This window comes from Parasphingomonas frigoris (assembly GCF_036663815.1).
GTDB lineage: Bacteria > Pseudomonadota > Alphaproteobacteria > Sphingomonadales > Sphingomonadaceae > Sphingomonas.
Window position 1 is genome coordinate 308,429 of the sequence record NZ_JAXOJQ010000003.1, and the last position, 17,914, is coordinate 326,342.

Sequence of the window (17,914 nt, forward strand, 5' to 3'; positions counted from 1 at the left end):
GTCGGCGCGGTCCACCGAGCCCCCAGCGATGGTCAATGCGCCGCGCCCCAGCTCAGTCCCGTACCGATCTCGATGCCGAGCGGAACGCTCAGCACGATCGCGGGCTCGGCAGCGGTCGCCATGACCTGCTCGATGATCGGCCTGGCCGCGGCAACGTCGCCCTCGGGCAGTTCGAACACGAGTTCGTCATGCACTTGCAGCAGCATGCGCACATGCCCCAGCCCGGCGGCTTCCAGCGCGGGCCCCATCCGCACCATCGCACGCTTGATGATGTCGGCTGACGTGCCCTGGATCGGCGCGTTGATCGCGGCGCGCTCGGCGCCCTGGCGTTCGTGCTGGAGCTTCGACTTGATCCGCGGGAAGTGCGTCTTCCGCCCGAACAGCGTCGAGGTGTAGCCGGTGTCGCGGACGAACTCGGTGGTTGCGGCGATATAGTTGCGGATGCCGGGGAAACGCTCGAAATAGCGATCGATCATCGCCTGCGCCTCGTCCGCGGTGACGTCGAGCCGACCCGCCAGACCCCAGCGGCTGATGCCGTAGAGGATCGCGAAATTGATCGTCTTGGCGCGTCCGCGCGTATCGCGATTGACCTCGCCGAACAGCTCCATCGCGGTCAGGCTGTGGATGTCGGCACCCTCGGAGAAGGCCTGCTTCAGCGCGGGGACATCGGCCATGTGCGCGGCGAGCCGCAGCTCGATCTGCGAATAGTCGGCGGCGAGCAGGACGTTGCCCGGCTCGGCGACGAACGCATCGCGGATCTGGCGGCCGATCTCGGTGCGGATCGGGATGTTCTGTAGGTTCGGATCGGTCGACGACAACCGCCCGGTCTGCGCGCCGGTCAGCGAATAAGAAGTGTGGACGCGCCCCGTCGCCGGGTTGATCTGCGCCTGGAGCGCATCGGTATAGGTCGATTTGAGCTTCGACAGCTGGCGCCACTCGAGCACCTTCGTCGCAATGTCCTTGCCGGGCGAATCCTTGTCGGCGGCGATGCGTTCGAGCTCGGTCACGTCGGTCGAATAGACGCCCGACTTGCCCTTGCGCCCGCCCTTGATCCCCATCCGCTCGAACAGCACGTCGCCCAATTGCTTGGGGCTGCCGATCGTGAAGGCGCCGCCCGCGAGCGCGTGGATCTCGACTTCGAGCGCGCCGATTTGCTGCGCGAAATCGTTCGACAGGCTGCTGAGCTTGGCGGCGTCGACCTTGATGCCGTGCATTTCCATCTGCGCGATGACGGGCGCGAGCGGGCGGTCGACCATTTCGTAGACGCGCGTCGCGCTCTCGGCGACGAGCCGCGGCTTGAAGCGCCGCCACAGCCGCAGCGTGACGTCGGCATCCTCGGCGGCGTAGCGCGTCGCAGCATCGAGATCGACTTCGTTGAAGCTGCGCTGCGACTTGCCGACGCCGACCACGTCCTTGAAGGCGATGCAGCTGTGCGAGAGGTGCGTCGCGGCAAGTTCGTCCATGCTGTGACCATGCAGGCCCGCATCGAGATCGAAGCTCATCAGGATCGTGTCGTCATGCGGCGCAACGCCGACGCCGAGGCGCCCGAGCACGATCATGTCGTATTTGAGGTTATGCCCGATCTTGAGGACGGCTGGGTCCTCGAACAGCGGCTTGAGCTTGGCGAGCGCAATGTCACGGTCGAGCTGCACCGGCGTTTCGGCAAACAGCCCCGATCCGCCATGCGCGAGCGGGACGTAGCACGCCTTGTTCGGCTGCAGCGCCATGCTCACCCCGACCAGTTCGGCGCGCGTCGCGTCGATACCCGTCGTCTCGGTGTCGATCGCGATCCACCCCTGGTGCCGCGCCGCGGCGATCCAGCTGTCGAGCGCGGCTTCGTCGACCACGGTCTCGTAGCCGTCATGGTTGCACGGCGGGTCCTGCTCGGTCGGCACCGATTTCGGCGCAGGCACCGGCGCATCGGCAACCGCCGACAGCTTGGCGAGCAGCGAGCGGAAGCCGTGATGCTCAAGGAAGGCGCGCAAAGGGGCGTCGGGAATGCCCTTGAGTTCGAGTTCGTCGAGCGGCTCGGGCAGCGCGACGTCGCATTTCAGCGTGACGAGCTCCTTCGACAGCCGCGCCATCGCAGCATGTTCGATGAGGTTATCGCGCAGCTTGCCTGCCTTCATCCCCGGCGCGGCAGCGAGCACCGCTTCGAGATCGCCATGCTCGAGGATCAACTTGGCGGCGGTCTTCGGGCCGACGCCGGGAACGCCCGGCACGTTATCGACGCTGTCGCCCATCAGCGCGAGCACGTCGCCGAGCTGCGCGGGCGTGATGCCGTGGAATTTCTCCGCGACATGCTCGGCGCCCAGCCGCCGGTTGTTCATCGTGTCGTACATGTCGAGCCCGGGCTCGATCAGCTGCATCAGGTCCTTGTCGGACGATACGATCGTGACTTCCCATCCCTGCGCCAAAGCAGCGCGAGAATAGCCGGCGATGATGTCGTCGGCCTCCAATCCCTCGGTCTCGATGCATGGTAGCGAGAAGGCGCGCGTCGCGTCGCGGATCATCGGGAACTGCGGGACAAGATCCTCGGGCGGCGGCGGGCGGTGCGCCTTGTACTGATCGTACAGCTCGTTGCGGAAGGTCTTCGACGATTTGTCGAGGATCACCGCCATATGTGTCGGGCCATCCGCGGCATGGACTTCGTCGGCGAGCTTCCACAGCATCGTCGTATAGCCATAGACCGCGCCGACCGGCTCGCCATGCTTGTTGGTGAGCGGGGGAAGGCGGTGATAGGCACGGAAGATATACCCCGAGCCATCGACAAGATAGAGATGCGGCATGCGGCGGGGATAGCCCAAGCTTGGGGAAGGACAAAGCCCCCGTATCGCCCCGCAGGATTTCGCTGCGACGAGCCGATTCCCTGGCAGCGTGGTGTCTCCGCACGGGGATGACTCGTCGCGCGCAAACCGTTACGATCGCGGTACGAATGGGAGCCGATCCATGCGCTATACGATCGATGTGCTCAATGTCCGGCGCGAAGACCGCGATCCGATGCGCGCCGTGATCTTCCAGCAAGCGCCGACCCCCGCGAATCCGATCTTCTCGGGCGCGTGGCGCATCGCGCACGATCGGGTTGCGAACGGTGAGCCCGTCTTGCCGATTCCCGGCATGGCGCCGATCGCCGCCTCCTATGGTTGGAGCGGCTATACCCCGGAGATGTTGCGCAACCCCGGCCCCGGCCCCGGCCCCGCTTTCGCCGGCACGGCACAGACGACGCTCGTCTTCACCATCACCGCCGCACCCGATCGCGCGAACGATTCCGACTGACGGTGCTCAGCCGCGATGGTTCGCGACGACGCTCGCCACCACCGCCTGCATCAGCGCCTGGCGCGCCGGGATCGGGCGCGGCGTATCGCCGATCATGATCGCGATCGCGTAGCTGCTGCCATCGGGCGCCATCAGCAGCCCGACGTCGTTATAGCCCGCGGTCCGCCCGGCGAGATCCTGCCCGGTGCCGGTCTTGTGGCCGAAGCTCCAGCCCGGCGGCACGGCGCCGCGCATCCGCTGCTTGCCGGTATGCGACGATTCCATCGTCCCGATCAGATAGTCGGTCGATTCGCGCGACAGCAGGTCGCCGCGCTTGAGCCTGGCGAGCGCGCCGGCGATCGCGACCGGGGCCGCACCGTCTGGCGGATCGGCGACATAGCGGTCGAACGCGGCGATGCGGTCGGCGCGCGGCAGGCGATCCCGCGCACGCTGGAAGCCGCCGCCGAAAGCATAGTCCGGTTGCCAGACGAGCCCTGCGGTCTGGCTCTGCAGCAGCCGCTCGCCCGGGCCGAAGCGGATGTCGCCCAGGCCCTTGCGCTGGATGAAATCGCGCACCGAATTGGGCCCGCCGACGTAGCGCAGCAGGCGATCGTTGGCGGTGTTGTCGCTCATCGTCAGCGCGCGCTGGAGCAATTCGCCGACGGTCGTCGGATAGCCCTGATCGCCCTTGATCAGCGCGGCGATCGGCTGGTGGAACAGCGTGATGTCGTCGCGCCGCAGGACGATCGGGTCGGTCAGCCGCAGCCGCCCGCGGTCCTTATAGTCGAGCACCGTCATCGCCACCCACAGCTTGCTCACGCTCTGCTGCGGCAATCGCTGGTCGCCGCCGCTGTCGACCGACCAGCCTTGCTCGACGCTGCGCACCGCGACCCCGACGCGGCCGTCGAAGGCGCGCACCAGCGTCGCGACATTGGCAGCCAGCGCCGGGGGGGGCGCCACGACGCGGGGCCTCGTCGGTGCGACGACGACCGGCACCGTCGCAAACGGGTACGAGACCGCCGGCGCGGGGCGCGCGACATGGACGTTGGCGTCGTAGCCACAGGCGCACAGCGCAATTGCCAGAAGCAAGGCCGCCGCGGGCTTGGGAAAGCGATAAGGAAGGATACGCAACACCGAGTTAGACCCCAATTCTTGTCCCGCACTCAACCTCGGCGATAAGGCCACAATGTGGTTGCGGAATTCCTGTCGCAGCATCGTGCGACAAAGCGCGCGGTGGGCACGACAGAACGATATGAGCGGCGCATTGGCTAGTCCGTTAGTCTACGGTGTCAAAATGGTATCGACCGCGTTGGGGAGCAAGTCCGGGTAATCGAGCGTGTAGTGCAGCCCGCGCGATTCGTGCCGGTGGAGCGCGGAACGAACGATCAACTCGGCGGTCTGGAGCAGGTTGCGCAGCTCGATCAGGTCGGGCGTGACGCGGAAATGCCCGTAATAATCGTTCACTTCATCGGTCAGCATGCGGATGCGGTGCTGCGCGCGTTCGAGTCGCTTGGTGGTGCGCACGATCCCGACATAATTCCACATGAAGCGCCGGATCTCGGTCCAGTTCTGCTTGATGACGACCTCTTCGTCCGAATCCTCGACGCGGCTTTCGTCCCACGCGCGGATCGGCGGCGGGGCGGGGAGGTCGTCCCAATGCTCGGCGATATGGTTGGCGCACGCCTCGCCGAACACGAAGCATTCGAGCAGCGAGTTTGACGCGAGGCGGTTGGCACCGTGGAGCCCGCTCTCGCTGCATTCGCCCGCGGCATAGAGGCCGGGGAGGTCGGTCCGCCCGTCGAGATCGACCACCACGCCGCCGCAGGTGTAATGCTGCGCGGGCACCACCGGAATCGGATCCTTGGTCATGTCGATGCCGAGGCCGAGCAGCTTTTCGTAGATGTTGGGGAAGTGCTCGCGGATGAACGCCTCGCCCTTGTGGCTGATGTCGAGGTGGACATAGTCGAGCCCGAGCCGCTTGATCTCGTGATCGATCGCGCGCGCCACGACGTCGCGCGGCGCGAGTTCGAGGCGGGGGTCGAAATCGGGCATGAAGCGATAGCCCGTCTCTGGGATCAGCAGATGCCCGCCCTCGCCGCGGACGGCTTCGGTGATCAGGAAGTTCTTGACCTCGAGATTGTAGAGGCAGGTCGGGTGGAACTGCATCATCTCCATGTTCGAGACGCGGCAGCCCGCGCGCCACGCCATCGCGATGCCGTCGCCGGTCGCGCCGCGCGGCGCGGTCGAGAAGAGATAGGTGCGGCCCGCGCCGCCGGTCGCGAGGATCGTCGCGCGTGCGGTGTAGACTTCGACGCGGCCGGTTGCGCGGTTGACGGCGTAGACGCCCCACACATGGCCGGCGCCCGAATAGCGCTCCTCATGCTTGCCCGTCGCGAGATCGATCGCGACCATGTCGGGGACGAGCGTGATGTTGGGATGCTCGGTCGCGGCGCGCTGCAGTGCTTCCTGCACCGCCCAGCCCGTTGCGTCAGCGACATGGACGATGCGGCGGTGGCTGTGCCCGCCCTCGCGCGTCAGGTGGAGCGCATTGCCCTCGGTCGCGAACGGCACGCCGAGTTCCTCGAGCCGCGCGATCGCGGCGGGTGCCTGCGTCACGACGAACTCGACCGTGGCGCGGTCGTTGAGCCCCGCGCCGGCGATCATCGTGTCCTCGATATGGCTCGCGAACGTATCGCCTTCCTCGAGCACCGCGGCGATCCCGCCCTGCGCCCAGGCGGTCGACCCCTCGTTCATCGCGCCCTTGGCGAGCACCGTGACCTTGAAGCGATCGGCGAGGTTGAGCGCGGCGGTGAGGCCGGCGGCACCCGAGCCGATGATCAGGACGTCGGAAATCTTGGTTTCGGGCACGCGCGTCTCTCTCATACCGTCGCCCCGGCGGAGGCCGGGGCCGCTCTGTTAGATGCGCGTGGCTGGCGTCTTGCGCAAACGCCAGCGGCCCCGGCCTCCGCCGGGGCGACGATCACGCCGCGTTCGACGCCCGCGTCAGATTGAGGAACACGTCCTCGAGATCGGCCTCGCGCGTCGATACGTCGACGATGCCGTAGCCATCGGCCTGCACCGCGGCGAGCACCTCGCCGGCATTCACCTTGTCCTTGGCGTAGGTGATGGCGAGCGTGCGCGTGCCCTTCAGTTCGATCTTCTGGAAGCAGACCGCGCTCGGCGGGACCGTGACGTCGCGGTCGACCGTTACCTCGACCAGTTTCTCGGTCGCCATGCCGACGAGCTCGCGCGTCGGCTTGTTGGCGATGACCTTGCCGTGGTTGATGATCGCGATCCGGTCGCAGAGTTGCTCGGCTTCCTCGAGATAATGCGTCGTCAGCACCACCGTCACGCCGGAATCGTTGAGCTGGCGGACATAGGCCCAGAGCTGCTGACGCAATTCGATGTCGACCCCCGCGGTCGGTTCGTCGAGCACGAGCACCGGCGGCGTGTGGACCATTGCCTTGGCGACCATCAGGCGGCGCTTCATGCCCCCTGACAGCGTGCGGGCATAGGCGTTGGCCTTGTCCTCGAGATGCACCGCGCGGAGCAATTCCATCGAGCGACGCTTCGCCTTGGGGACGCCGTAGAGGCCGGCCTGGATCTCGAGCGTCTCGATCGGCGTGAAGAACGGGTCGAACAGGATCTCCTGGTTGACGATCCCGATCGACGCCTTGGCGTTGCGCGGATGCTGGTCGGTGTCGAAGCCCCAGATCGTCGCGCTGCCGCTGGTCTTGTTGACGAGGCCGGCCAGGATGTTGATCAGCGTCGACTTGCCCGCGCCATTGGGGCCGAGCAGCCCGAAGATCTGGCCGCGCGGCACATCGAACGACACGTCGTCGAGCGCGCGCTTGCCGCCTTTGTAGGTCTTGCACAGGTTCGCGATGGAGATGGCGGCCTCGGTCATGAGAAGCGCATAGCGTGCGAACGCGGGCCGGTCATCCCCCTCCCGCTTGCGGGAGGGGTTAGGGGAGGGGCGTGCCGCAAGCGCGGCGCCCGTGGCAAGGGCCTCCCCCAGCCCCTCCCGCAAGCGGGAGGGGAGCAAGAAGGCGCCCCCCGCCAGACGGCAGGGACAAGGGGCGTTGAAGCGAAGCATCGACCTTGCTACACGCACGCCCATGATCGCACCGCCCGAAATCCTGCGCGTAACGCATGCCCGCAACATCTGTGACGGCGCGACCGACATTCCCGGTGGCGCAAGCCTCGGCCATCCGCGCGTTTTCCTCGAGATTGACGAGAGCGGCTATGTCGATTGCGGCTATTGCGACCGCCGCTTCGTGCTGATCGGCGGACCCGCCGATGGCGTCGATCCGACGACTTTGCATGATCACGGGGATGGCGCAGGGCTTTAACCTGCCTATATTCGTCGGATGACCAGTCCGACAGACCCCCGCGCGTTCCTGTATCATGACGGCCAGCTCGACCCGGCCGAAGCCCAGGCGCTCACCGCCGCCGCACTCGGCAAGGCCGACGATGGCGAGCTCTATCTGCAATATCGCAAGTCCGAGGCGTTCGGCTTCGACGACGGTCGGCTGAAGACCGCGAGCTACGACACGCATTCAGGCTTCGGCCTGCGCGCGGTGTCGGGCGAGATGACCGCCTTCGCGCACGCCAACGAGCTCAGCGCCGCCGCGATCAAGCGCGCTAGCGAGACGATGGCGCTGATCGACCCGTCGAGCGCGCCCAAGGCCGGCCCGCCGCGCGCGACCAACCGCCACCTCTATACCGCGTCCGACCCGCTCGATCTCGTCCCCTTCGCCGACAAGGTGAACCTCTGCCAGACGATCGACGCCGCCGCGCGTGCGCGCGATCCGCGCGTCGCGCAGGTCTCGGTCTCGCTGTCGGGCAGCTGGAATGTCGTCGAGATCGTCCGCGCCGATGGCTTCATCGCCACCGACGTGCGCCCACTCGTCCGCCTCAACGTCTCGATCGTGGTCGAGCAGAACGGCCGGCGCGAGACGGGCACCTTCGGGCTCGGCGGCCGCTACCTCTACGACGAGCTGATGGCCCCCGAAACCTGGAACCGCGCGATCGACGAGGCGCTGGCACAGGCCGTCGTCAATCTCGACTCGGTCGCCGCCCCCGCGGGCGAGATGACCGTGCTGCTCGGGCCGGGCTGGCCCGGCATCCTGCTGCATGAAGCCATCGGCCACGGGCTCGAAGGCGATTTCAACCGCAAGGGCACCAGCGCCTTCTCGGGGCGGATCGGCGAGCGCGTCGCAGCGCCCGGCGTTACCGTGGTCGACGACGGCTCGATCGCCGACAAGCGCGGCTCGCTGTCGATCGATGACGAAGGCACGCCGACGCAGGAAAACGTGCTGATCGAGGACGGCATCCTGAAAGGCTATATCCAGGACCGGCTCAACGCGCGGCTGATGGGTGTCGCGCCGACCGGCAACGGCCGCCGCGAATCGTTCGCGCACGCGCCGATGCCGCGGATGACCAACACGTTCATGCGCGGCGGCAAGGATGACCCCGCCGAGCTGCTGAGCCGGGTCAAGAACGGCATCTTCGCCAAGTCGTTCGGCGGCGGGCAGGTCGACATCGTCTCGGGCAAGTTCGTGTTCAGCTGCACCGAGGCGTACAAGATCGAGAACGGCCGCATCGGCGCACCGATCAAGGGCGCGACGCTGATCGGCGACGGCCCCTCCTGCCTCACCCGCGTCGAAGGCATCGGCAACGATTTCGCGCTCGACGAGGGCGTCGGCATGTGCGGCAAGGGCGGGCAGAGTGTGCCAGCCGGCGTCGGGCAGCCGACCTTGCTGGTCGCCGGGCTGACGGTGGGCGGGACCGCGATGTGATTGCGTCGCCCCGGCGCAGGCCGGGGCCGCTCGAATGCCGGGCGTATCGTTTAAAATCGTAGCGGCCCCGGCCCGCGCCGGGGCGACGGGAGAGCAGGATGACCGAACCAACGATCGCCCCCTGGCCCGAGCTCGACTGGTCCGCCTGGCGCGGAACTGCGATCGCGCTCCAACTCCGCACGCAGATCATCGGCAAGGTTCGGCTCGCGCTCACCCCGTGGCTCAACCATAGCTGGCACGTGCCGCTCTATGTCTCGGCGCGCGGGCTGACGACATCGGCGATTCCCGTGGGCGACCGGATCCTGGAGATCGAGTTCGACCTGCTCCACGACCGGCTCGTCTTCATGACCAGCGACGGGCGCAGCCGCGGGATAGGGCTGGGGCCGGGCAGCATCGCGCATTTCCACCAGACCGTGATCACCTGCCTGACCGAGCTCGACGTCCCCGCGCAGTTCGACGGCACACCCAGCGAAATGGCCGACGTCCCGCCCTTCGCCGAAGACACTGCCGAGCGCCCGTACGATGCCGACGCCGTCCGTGCTTTCTGGCGTGCGCTGATTCAGGTCGCGCGCGTCTTTGGCGAGTTTCGCACGGGCTTCCTCGGCAAGGCCTCGCCCGTCCATTTCTTCTGGGGCAGCTTCGATCTCGCCGCGACGCGTTTCTCGGGCCGCGCTGCGCCGCGCCATCCCGGCGGCTTTCCCGGCCTGCCCGACGCGGTTACGTGCGAAGCCTATAGCCATGAGGAAGCCAGCGTCGGCTTCTGGCCGGGCAGCGACGCCTATCCGCGTGCCGCGTTCTACGCTTACGCCTATCCTTCGCCCGCCGGTTATGCACAAGTGCACGTCGAACCCGCCGAAGCCGGCTGGAACGCCGATCTCGGCGAGTTCCTGCTCGACTATGATGTCGTGCGTGCGGCCGCCGACCCGAGCGCAACCTTGCTCGCCTTCTGCCAATCGACCTACGCCGCCGCCGCCGATCTCGCCGACTGGGATCGCGACGCGCTCGAATGCGCGCTCGGCCGCCCACGGATTCCCCGCATCGTCTGAAGGTGCTACACGCGCGGCATGGAAATGTTCTCGGCCATCGGCGATGCGCACCGCGCCTTCATCGCGAAGCAGCCCGTCTTCTTCGTGGCGACCGCCGCGGCGGGCGCGCGGGTCAACCTCAGCCCCAAGGGCATGGACAGCTTCCGCGTGCTCGGCCCCAATCGCGTCGCCTACCTCGACCTCGGCGGATCGGGCAACGAGACGCAGGCGCATCTTGTCGCCGATGGCCGCATCACGATCATGTTCTGCGCGTTCGACAATCCCGCGCTGATCCTGCGGCTCTACGGCACGGGCAGCTTCGTCGTCGCGGGCGAGCCCGGCTTCGACGCTGCGGCGGCGGAGTTCCCCCGGCTCGCGGGTGCGCGGCAAGTGTTCGATATCACGGTCGAGAGCGTCCAGACCAGCTGCGGTTGGGGTGTCCCGCGGATGACGCTCGATCGTCCACGCGACACGCTGGTCAAGTTCCATGCGCAGCAGGATCCCGAAGCGCGGCTCGCGCTGATCGCCGGGCGCTCGCACAGCATCGATGGCCTGCCGGTGCGCGTCCAGACCGTCTTGCCTGCCTTCGATCCGCTCGAAGTGACCAACAGGCGATGAGTCTGGTCGAGGTCGCTCGGTTCGCGCGCAACGAAGCCTATATCGTCGTCGGACGGCTCGAGTCGGAAGGCATCATGGCGCTCGCGCTCGACGGCAACGCCAGCATTGCCGATGGCAGCCAGTTCTTCATCCCCGTCCGCGTGATGGTCGACGAGGATGACGTCGCCGAAGCGCGGGCGATCATCGCCGACACTGCCTGATTCTTAGGCATCGTTTCGCATCTGCACAAAAATTTACGCTTTCCTAAGCCCGATCGACGCCACTGCGCGCCAAAGCGCGCCGCTTTGAGTCTGGCACGGCAATTGCGAGTGTTCTCCCAGGACCAATAACCAGGGGGGTTCTTGCGTGAAGCTCGTCATTGCCATCATCAAACCTTTCAAGCTCGACGAGGTGCGCGAGGCGCTGACCGAAATCGGCGTCGCCGGGATGACCGTTACCGAGGTCAAGGGTTTCGGGCGCCAGAAGGGCCAGACCGAAATCTATCGCGGCGCCGAATACAGCACCAACATGGTCCCCAAGATCAAGATCGAGGTCGTCTGCGGCTCCGACCTGGCGGGCAAGGTCGTCGAGGCGATCCAGGCCTCGGCCAACACCGGCGCGATCGGCGACGGCAAGATCTTCGTGCTCGATGTCGGACAGGCCGTCCGCATCCGCACCGGCGAAACCGATGAGATCGCGCTGTGAGCGGGTCCGTTTTTCAGGGGGTATCGATGAAGCAGTCGACAAAATTGGGTTTTGCAGGGCTTGCGGCCGCCGCGGCGTTCGCCGCGCTGCCGGCCTGGGCGCAGGCGCCCGCCGCCGCGGCGGTCAAGCCGTTCGTGCCGACCGCCGCAATGGTCAACAAGGGTGACACCGCCTGGATGCTGACCTCCTCGGTGCTCGTGCTGATGATGTCGGTGCCCGGTCTCGCGCTGTTCTACGGCGGCCTGGTGCGCACCAAGAACATGCTGTCGGTGCTGATGCAGGTCTTCATGATCGTCTGCATCGCGGCGCTGGTGTGGGTCAGCTGGGGCTATTCGATGGCGTTCACCGGCGGCTCGCAATTCGTCGGCGGGTTCGGCAAGCTGTTCCTCAAGGGCGTCGACGCCAATTCGCTCGCGGCGACCTTCTCGAACGGGGTCTACATCCCCGAATATGCCTATGTCTGCTTCCAGATGACGTTTGCGTGCATCACGCCCGCGCTGATCGTCGGCGCCTTTGCCGAGCGCGTGAAGTTCACGCCGCTGATGATCTTCATGGTGGCGTGGATGACGATCGTCTATTTCCCGATCGCGCACATGGTTTGGTATTGGGCCGGCCCGGACTTCCTCCCTGCCGCGCCGACCGATTACGGCTTCCTGTGGGGCAAGGGCGCGCTCGATTTCGCCGGCGGCACTGTCGTGCACATCAATGCCGGGATCGCCGGGCTCGTCGGCTGCATCGTGATCGGCAAGCGCGTCGGTCATGGCAAGGAGCCGATGCCGCCGCACTCGCTGACCATGACGATGATCGGCGCCAGCCTGCTGTGGGTCGGCTGGTTCGGGTTCAACGCCGGCTCGAACCTCGAATCGAACGGCCTGACCGCACTCGCCTTCATCAACACCTTCGTCGCAACGGCAGCAGCCGGCGTGTCGTGGGCGATCATCGACCAGGTCAAGCACGGCAAGCCGTCGCTGCTCGGCGCCGTGACCGGCGCGGTCGCGGGCCTCGTCGCGATCACCCCGGCCTCGGGCTACGCCTCGCCGATGACCTCGATCATCCTCGGGCTGCTCGTCTCGCCGCTTTGCTTCTTCTTCGTCACGACGGTGAAGAATTGGGGCAAGTATGACGACTCGCTCGACGTGTTCGGCGTCCACTGCGTCGGCGGCATCTTCGGGGCGCTCGGCACCGGTATCGTCGCCAACCCGGCGTTCGGCGGCCAGGGCTTCCTGGATTACACCGGCCCCGTCGCAAAGCCCGGCGTGTACGACATGGCCGCGCAGATGGTGACCCAGGCCGAAGCGGTCGGGATCACCCTGCTGTGGTCGGGCGGCGTCTCGGCCGTGCTCTTCCTGATCCTCAAATACACCGTTGGCATCCGCCCTTCGCAAGAAGTCGAGCACGAAGGCCTCGACATCTCCGAACATGGCGAGCGCGCCTACAATTATTGACCAGATTGGGGGGCGGGCCCCGAACGATCCGCCCCCCTCACGATGTTCCTCCTGCGGACAACCTAAGGCCGGTGCGGCAACGCACCGGCCCTTTTTTATGTCTGCGGAGGGGGCGCCATCATTTGGTGCGGCAGATCCGCACGCGCGGTATCGCCGATGAAGCGCGCCCAAACGCCACCCGGGCGCCAGATCGCGTCGAGCGCGGGGCGCGCCTGCGCTTCGTCCCAGCCGAGCACGTCGCGCCGATAGCGGTAGAGGAAGGCCGAAACGCGCGCGTTGACGATGCAATGGACGTGCACCGGCCGCGTGCCGCGATCCGCCATTGCCGCGCAGAACTGCTCGAAATCGGCCGTGGTCGGCGCATCGAACACGACCGGGATGTGGATATAGCGCATGCCCAGCGCGGCGACCGTGGCCGCTTCGTCGGGCAGCGCGCGCGGATGATCGTGCAAGGCGAGATTGATGACATCGCGCACGCCCAGCGCTGCGATCTCGGCGAGTTGTTCGCTGCTCGGCTGGCCAGATGTCGTCAGGCGATCGTCAAGGCGATACCAGTTAGGAATTTCGACCGGGTCGCGCATGCAGGCTCCTTTCAAGCGAGGGTGCCCAGGCGAGCGGCGGCCGGGTTCGCGCTCCACGGTGGTGCCCCACCTGCTTCGCCAGTCACGCGAACGCGGCTAGCCTAGTCGCGCGAGGCATTGCCCTCAAGCTGTTCGTCGGGCGCAACTTGCTGCTTGTCAGGTGCCATCTCACGCAACCGCCGCGCGGCGAGTGCGGCGCCGAGCAGAAAGCCGCCCGGCACCAGCAGCACTGCCGCCGCCAGCCCGATCCTGTTCCAATCCTTGCGGTCCATGCCGCCCGCTGTATCCGATCAGGCGAGGTCTGCGGCCACGAAATCGGCACAGCGTTCCCCGATCATGATCGACGGCGCATTGGTGTTGCCCGAGACGAGCTTGGGCATGATCGAGGCATCGGCGACATAGAGCCCCTCAACCCCGCGCACGCGCAGCCGCGGGTCGCACACCGCGGCATCGTCCGATCCCATCCGCGCGGTGCCGACCGGGTGATAGACCGTATCGGCGCGCGCACGGATCAGCCGTTCGAGCGCGTCGTCGTCGCGCAAGTCGATCGGATAGCGATCGCGGCCCTGGTGATCGCTCAGCGGCGGCGCCTCGAGGATGCGGTACATCGCGCGCACCCCGCGCATCATCGTCGCCATGTCGCGCGGATCGCTGAAGAAGGCCGGGTCGATCAGCGGCGCGGCGCGCGCATCGCCCGAGGCGAGCCGCACCGTGCCGTGGCTTTCGGGGCGGAGCACGCAGACGTGACACGAATAGCCATGCCCCGGCACCTGCGTACGGCCATGATCCTCGAGCGCGGCGACGACGAAGTGGAGCTGGACGTCGGGCGCGGGGGCGTGCGGATCGGTGGTGAGGAACGCGCCCGCCTCGGCGAACGGCGTCGTCATCATCCCCTCGCGCTTGCGCAGCCACTGGAACAGCGCCCCCGCCATATCGAGCTTGCCCTTGAGCGAATTGCCGACGAAGCCCTTCCCCGGCGTCTCGAACGCCGCGACATAATCGATATGGTCCTGCAGGTTCGCGCCGACCGCCGGACGATCGACCCGCACCGAGATGCCCTGCTCACGCAGATGCGCGGCCGGCCCGATCCCCGACAGCATCAGGATCTGCGGCGTCCCGAACACGCCCGCCGCGAGCACGACGCCCTTGCGCGCGCGGATCACCTTCGATTCACCGCCCTGCAGATAAGCGACGCCCCAGGCGCGACCGTCCTCGAACAGCACGCGCTCGACGGTGACGCCGGTCAGCACGTGCAGCGCCGGATTGGCTGGCGCGTCGCCGAGATACGCCCGCGCCGAAGTCCAGCGCTCGCCGCCCTTCTGCGTAACTTGGTAGAGCCCGATCCCCTCCTGCCGCGCGCCGTTGAAATCCTCGTTGCGCGGGATCTGCAACGATGCGCCCGCCTCGACGAAATCGCGGCTACCGGGATTGGCGTGGTGCTGCTCGCTCACCCACAGCGGCCCGTCGCCGCCATGATAGGCGTCGCCGCCGCGGACGTTATGCTCGCTGCGCTTGAACCACGGCAGCACGTCATCGTACGACCAGCCGGGGCAGCCGAGCGCCGCCCAATTGTCGTAATCCCATTTGTTGCCGCGGATATAGATCATCGCGTTGATCGCGCTCGACCCGCCGAGCCCCTTGCCGCGCGGCTGATGCCCGCGCCGGCCGCCGAGCCCGGCTTGCGGGACGGTCTCGTAATTCCAATTCGTCTTGTCGGTCTGGAACGCGAGGAAGGCGGGGATGCGCGTACGCAGCCCGGTGTTGCGACCGCCCGCCTCGAGCAGAGCGACCGAGACTTTCCCGCCGTCGCTCAAGCGCCCGGCCGCCGCCGCGCCGCCCGATCCGCCCCCGATGACCACGATATCGGCTTCTTCCACGCGCTCTCTCCTGCTCGCGGCGCTTTAGCGCGCCTTTGTATCGCTCGATCGCCACCGCGCCTTGATCGTCTCGGACGTGTCGCGACTGCCGTCGTGGCTCCACCCCGGCGGCATCACCAGATAGCCGAGCTTCGCACGAAGCCCAGGCGCCCGCCAGACGTCTTGCGCGATCCCGATCCATTCGTGCGTCGCGGCCCATAACAGATTGAACGAGCCCAAATTCTTGACGATCCCATAGCGCGGTCGGTCGTCGGTGCGCTCGGGTTCGAAGGTGCCGAACAGGCGGTCCCAGACGATGAAGACGCCGGCATAATTGGTGTCGAGGTAACGCGGATTGGTCGCGTGATGGACGCGGTGGTGCGACGGCGTGTTCATCACCGCCTCGAACCAGCGCGGCATCCGGTCGATCATCTCGGTGTGGATCCAGAACTGGTAGATCAGGTTGAGCCCGGCGACGAACACCAGCATCGCCGGCGGAAAGCCGATCAGCAGCAGCGGCAGGCGGAACACGAAGCCCAGCGAGACGAAGCCCGTCCAAGTCTGCCGCAGCGCGGTCGACAGATTATAATGCTGGCTCGAATGGTGGATGACATGGCTCGCCCAGAACCAGCGGACACGGTGCGCCGAGCGGTGGAAGACATAATAGAACAGGTCGTCGAGCACGAAGGCCAGCACGAACCAATACCAGGCATAGCCGATGTCGAAGAGCCGGAATTGCCACACCCAGAGCGACAGCGCGAAGACCAGTCCGACCGACAACGCGCCGGCGACGGTGCTGCCGAGGCCGAGCGCAAGCGACACGAGCGTGTCCTTGGGCTCGTAGCGGCTGCGATCCTTGATCCGCGCGACGACCATCTCGGCAAGGACGAGCGCGATGAAGCCGGGGACGGCGTAGTGGACGGGATCGGGCAGGTCCATTTCCACTGTTTACACCAGTGTCAGTGGGATCCGTAAAGAGGCAATATCGCGCGGCCGATCAGTGGTACGTCGTCCCGTGCGTAACGCTGTCCTCGATCGCGCGGACATCGGCTTCGAGCACGCCGAACAGCAGCACCGCGCCGAACTGGCGTTCGCCCGTCTCGACGCGCACACCCTCGATCGCCTGGGTCAGCCGCAATGGCGCGATCAGCCGCCGAACGGCGACCTTTGCACCGTGGCGTTTCAGCAGGGCGAGCGCTCCGTTTCCGGCGACCAGCGCGGCATTGCCGTCGGTGCCGATCACCGCACCATGCGCGACGAAGCCAGCGAGCATCTGCTCGGCGGTCTCGCGCGCTTGCGCTGTGCTCGAAATGCGAGCCTCACCGAGCCGCATCCAGCGCGCGACCAGCGCCAGGCCGAGCACGCCGGCGACGCTTAGTCCGAGTTGCGTCCAGTCCATCGCGCCGCGGTCACGCCGGCGTGGAAAGCGCGTCGAGCAGCGGGCGAAGTCCGGTGAGATCGTATCCCGCAGCTGCGGCCTTCGCCATCGCCGTATCGGGATGCATGCCGCCCTTGACCGCCGCGAGCGCCCAGAGGTTGCACGAGCGTGTTCCCGAGCGGCAGTACGCCAGCACCGGACCCTTCGCCTCGGCCAGCACCGCCGCCATCGCGTCGATCTGCGGGTGCGAGAAGCCGGCATGCGTCACGGGAATCGCGGTGTAGGTCAGCCCTGCGGCCTCGGCGGCAGCGGCAATCTCGGCGCCGGTCGGCTGGCCCATGTCCTCGCCATCGGGGCGGTTGTTGACGATCGCGGTGAAGCCGGCGGCGGCGAGCTCGGCCATCGCGTCGGGCGAGATTTGCGGGGCGACCGCGATGGTCGGGTCGATGGTGCGGAGGATGGTCATGGGCTCGCTTCTAGCCGCGCGGCAGATCATGTATCCAGCGTTATGTCGTCCCACGCTGTGTCGGAGTGGTAGAGAAGCCAGTTGAGCGCCTGATGTCGTTCCATCGCCACGTCGTTGCTCAAGCCTGCCGGGGGTGTCCGGCCGTTGATGCCCGCGTCGACCAGCGCCCAGCGATACCGATAGATCAGGTCGGCCTGATCGAGGATTTCGGCCGGCGACCGAAGCCGCGCCGCCGCGACGAACTGCGCGCGCGACCGTCCTTTGAGCAGCGCGACCAGCTTGCCCGGGTCGCACTGTTCCCGCGGCGCATCGAGCGTGGGGACATATCCAAGTGACCAGAGGAGCACGTTAGATGCCTCGTAGCGCCATAGATGGGTATCGCGCTCGCGCTGGCTGGGCCGCGCCTCGGCGAGAAATTTCCGTTCCTCGGGCGACAGCCAGCTGGTCAGCCCATAGGCGCGCACCACCGACTCGAGCGCGTCCGCTGGCACACCTTCCGCCTTGAGCGCGACGACGAGGGTTGCCGCGGCCCGCATCGCGACCTCCTCGGTCGAGGGCAGCCGCACCTCTGTTTGTGATTCGATCACCGGAAGTCCGGGATTTATGGGAACCTGCTCGCGCTGCAGGATCGCAGTGGAGCGCGCGCGGCGGGCTTCCGCGTCGTCCCTCAATATGGGGCGACGCTGCTCGGGCATCGGGCTTGCCAGCGCCTGTGTGTGGTGAACCACAGGCGAGATGCCGCATAGCGCTACCGCGATCACGCGTCGACGTAGCTGTCCTGCCATTTGCCCGCGCCCCGCAGCCG

19 protein-coding genes and 1 riboswitch are annotated in these 17,914 nt (G+C 67.0%); of the genes, 8 read left to right on the top strand and 11 right to left on the bottom strand.

Annotated elements, in window-relative coordinates:
• Nucleotides 1-32: 32 nt before the first annotated feature.
• Entirely contained in the window at nt 33-2,789 is a 2,757-nt protein-coding gene (gene polA, locus U1872_RS11720; RefSeq protein ID WP_332793076.1) for a DNA polymerase I, read from the bottom strand.
• A gap of 160 nt (nt 2,790-2,949) precedes the next feature.
• On the opposite strand from polA, the gene U1872_RS11725 reads away from it, so the two are divergent.
• A complete protein-coding gene (locus tag U1872_RS11725) occupies nt 2,950-3,276 on the top strand; it encodes a hypothetical protein (protein WP_332793077.1) in 327 nt (108 codons plus the stop codon).
• Between the two features lie 6 nt (nt 3,277-3,282).
• Here U1872_RS11725 and U1872_RS11730 read toward each other — a convergent pair whose 3' ends face one another.
• From U1872_RS11730 to U1872_RS11740, 3 genes are all read right to left on the bottom strand, one after another.
• Complete coding sequence (locus tag U1872_RS11730; RefSeq protein ID WP_443025375.1) at nt 3,283-4,386, bottom strand: serine hydrolase; 1,104 nt, start codon at nt 4,384-4,386, stop codon at nt 3,283-3,285.
• Nucleotides 4,387-4,536: 150 nt separating this feature from the next.
• On the bottom strand, nt 4,537-6,123 hold the full coding sequence (gene nadB / locus U1872_RS11735) for an L-aspartate oxidase (RefSeq protein ID WP_332793079.1): 1,587 nt from the start codon (nt 6,121-6,123) through the stop codon (nt 4,537-4,539).
• A gap of 112 nt (nt 6,124-6,235) precedes the next feature.
• Entirely contained in the window at nt 6,236-7,162 is a 927-nt protein-coding gene (locus tag U1872_RS11740) for an ABC transporter ATP-binding protein (protein WP_332793080.1), read from the bottom strand.
• Nucleotides 7,163-7,373: 211 nt separating this feature from the next.
• Between U1872_RS11740 and U1872_RS11745 the strand changes: the two genes are divergently transcribed.
• The 7 genes from U1872_RS11745 (at nt 7,374) to U1872_RS11775 (ending at nt 12,828) form a co-directional block, all read left to right on the top strand.
• Nucleotides 7,374-7,607, top strand: a complete 234-nt coding sequence (locus U1872_RS11745) for a zinc-finger domain-containing protein (protein ID WP_332793081.1) — start codon at nt 7,374-7,376, stop codon at nt 7,605-7,607.
• Nucleotides 7,608-7,625: 18 nt separating this feature from the next.
• Nucleotides 7,626-9,056: a metalloprotease TldD gene (gene tldD, locus U1872_RS11750; RefSeq protein ID WP_332793082.1), complete on the top strand. Its 1,431-nt coding sequence runs from the start codon at nt 7,626-7,628 to the stop codon at nt 9,054-9,056.
• A gap of 98 nt (nt 9,057-9,154) precedes the next feature.
• On the top strand, nt 9,155-10,102 hold the full coding sequence (locus tag U1872_RS11755; protein WP_332793083.1) for a DUF5996 family protein: 948 nt from the start codon (nt 9,155-9,157) through the stop codon (nt 10,100-10,102).
• An 18-nt stretch (nt 10,103-10,120) separates the two neighbouring features.
• Nucleotides 10,121-10,699: a pyridoxamine 5'-phosphate oxidase family protein gene (locus U1872_RS11760; RefSeq protein WP_332793084.1), complete on the top strand. Its 579-nt coding sequence runs from the start codon at nt 10,121-10,123 to the stop codon at nt 10,697-10,699.
• Complete coding sequence (locus U1872_RS11765) at nt 10,696-10,899, top strand: putative signal transducing protein (RefSeq protein WP_332793085.1); 204 nt, start codon at nt 10,696-10,698, stop codon at nt 10,897-10,899. The genes U1872_RS11760 and U1872_RS11765 overlap by 4 nt, the downstream gene beginning before the upstream one ends.
• A 145-nt stretch (nt 10,900-11,044) precedes the next feature.
• Nucleotides 11,045-11,383 carry a P-II family nitrogen regulator gene (locus U1872_RS11770; RefSeq protein WP_133191315.1) on the top strand — a complete coding sequence of 113 codons (339 nt, stop codon included), beginning with the start codon at nt 11,045-11,047 and terminating at the stop codon, nt 11,381-11,383.
• 26 nt (nt 11,384-11,409) lie between these two features.
• Nucleotides 11,410-12,828: an ammonium transporter gene (locus U1872_RS11775; RefSeq protein ID WP_332793086.1), complete on the top strand. Its 1,419-nt coding sequence runs from the start codon at nt 11,410-11,412 to the stop codon at nt 12,826-12,828.
• A 95-nt stretch (nt 12,829-12,923) separates the two neighbouring features.
• Here the strand turns inward: U1872_RS11775 and U1872_RS11780 are convergent, their stop codons facing one another.
• The 7 genes from U1872_RS11780 to U1872_RS11810 form a co-directional block, all read right to left on the bottom strand.
• Complete coding sequence (locus U1872_RS11780; RefSeq protein WP_332793087.1) at nt 12,924-13,409, bottom strand: protein tyrosine phosphatase family protein; 486 nt, start codon at nt 13,407-13,409, stop codon at nt 12,924-12,926.
• Nucleotides 13,410-13,425: 16 nt separating this feature from the next.
• Nucleotides 13,426-13,505, bottom strand: a riboswitch (ZMP/ZTP riboswitch).
• A 5-nt stretch (nt 13,506-13,510) separates the two neighbouring features.
• Nucleotides 13,511-13,681, bottom strand: a complete 171-nt coding sequence (locus U1872_RS11785; protein WP_332793088.1) for a hypothetical protein — start codon at nt 13,679-13,681, stop codon at nt 13,511-13,513.
• An 18-nt stretch (nt 13,682-13,699) separates the two neighbouring features.
• The gene (locus tag U1872_RS11790) at nt 13,700-15,286 is read right to left on the bottom strand and encodes a GMC family oxidoreductase (protein ID WP_332793089.1); all 1,587 of its coding nucleotides are present in this window, start codon (nt 15,284-15,286) and stop codon (nt 13,700-13,702) included.
• Nucleotides 15,287-15,310: 24 nt separating this feature from the next.
• Nucleotides 15,311-16,204, bottom strand: a complete 894-nt coding sequence (locus tag U1872_RS11795) for a sterol desaturase family protein (protein ID WP_332793090.1) — start codon at nt 16,202-16,204, stop codon at nt 15,311-15,313.
• Nucleotides 16,205-16,262: 58 nt separating this feature from the next.
• The gene (locus U1872_RS11800; protein WP_332793091.1) at nt 16,263-16,664 is read right to left on the bottom strand and encodes a hypothetical protein; all 402 of its coding nucleotides are present in this window, start codon (nt 16,662-16,664) and stop codon (nt 16,263-16,265) included.
• Nucleotides 16,665-16,674: 10 nt separating this feature from the next.
• Nucleotides 16,675-17,109 (bottom strand): protein tyrosine phosphatase family protein, encoded by a 435-nt coding sequence (locus U1872_RS11805; RefSeq protein WP_332793092.1) that lies wholly within the window; start codon nt 17,107-17,109, stop codon nt 16,675-16,677.
• 26 nt (nt 17,110-17,135) lie between these two features.
• A complete protein-coding gene (locus tag U1872_RS11810; RefSeq protein WP_332793093.1) occupies nt 17,136-17,804 on the bottom strand; it encodes a DUF4272 domain-containing protein in 669 nt (222 codons plus the stop codon).
• Nucleotides 17,805-17,914 lie beyond the last annotated feature (110 nt).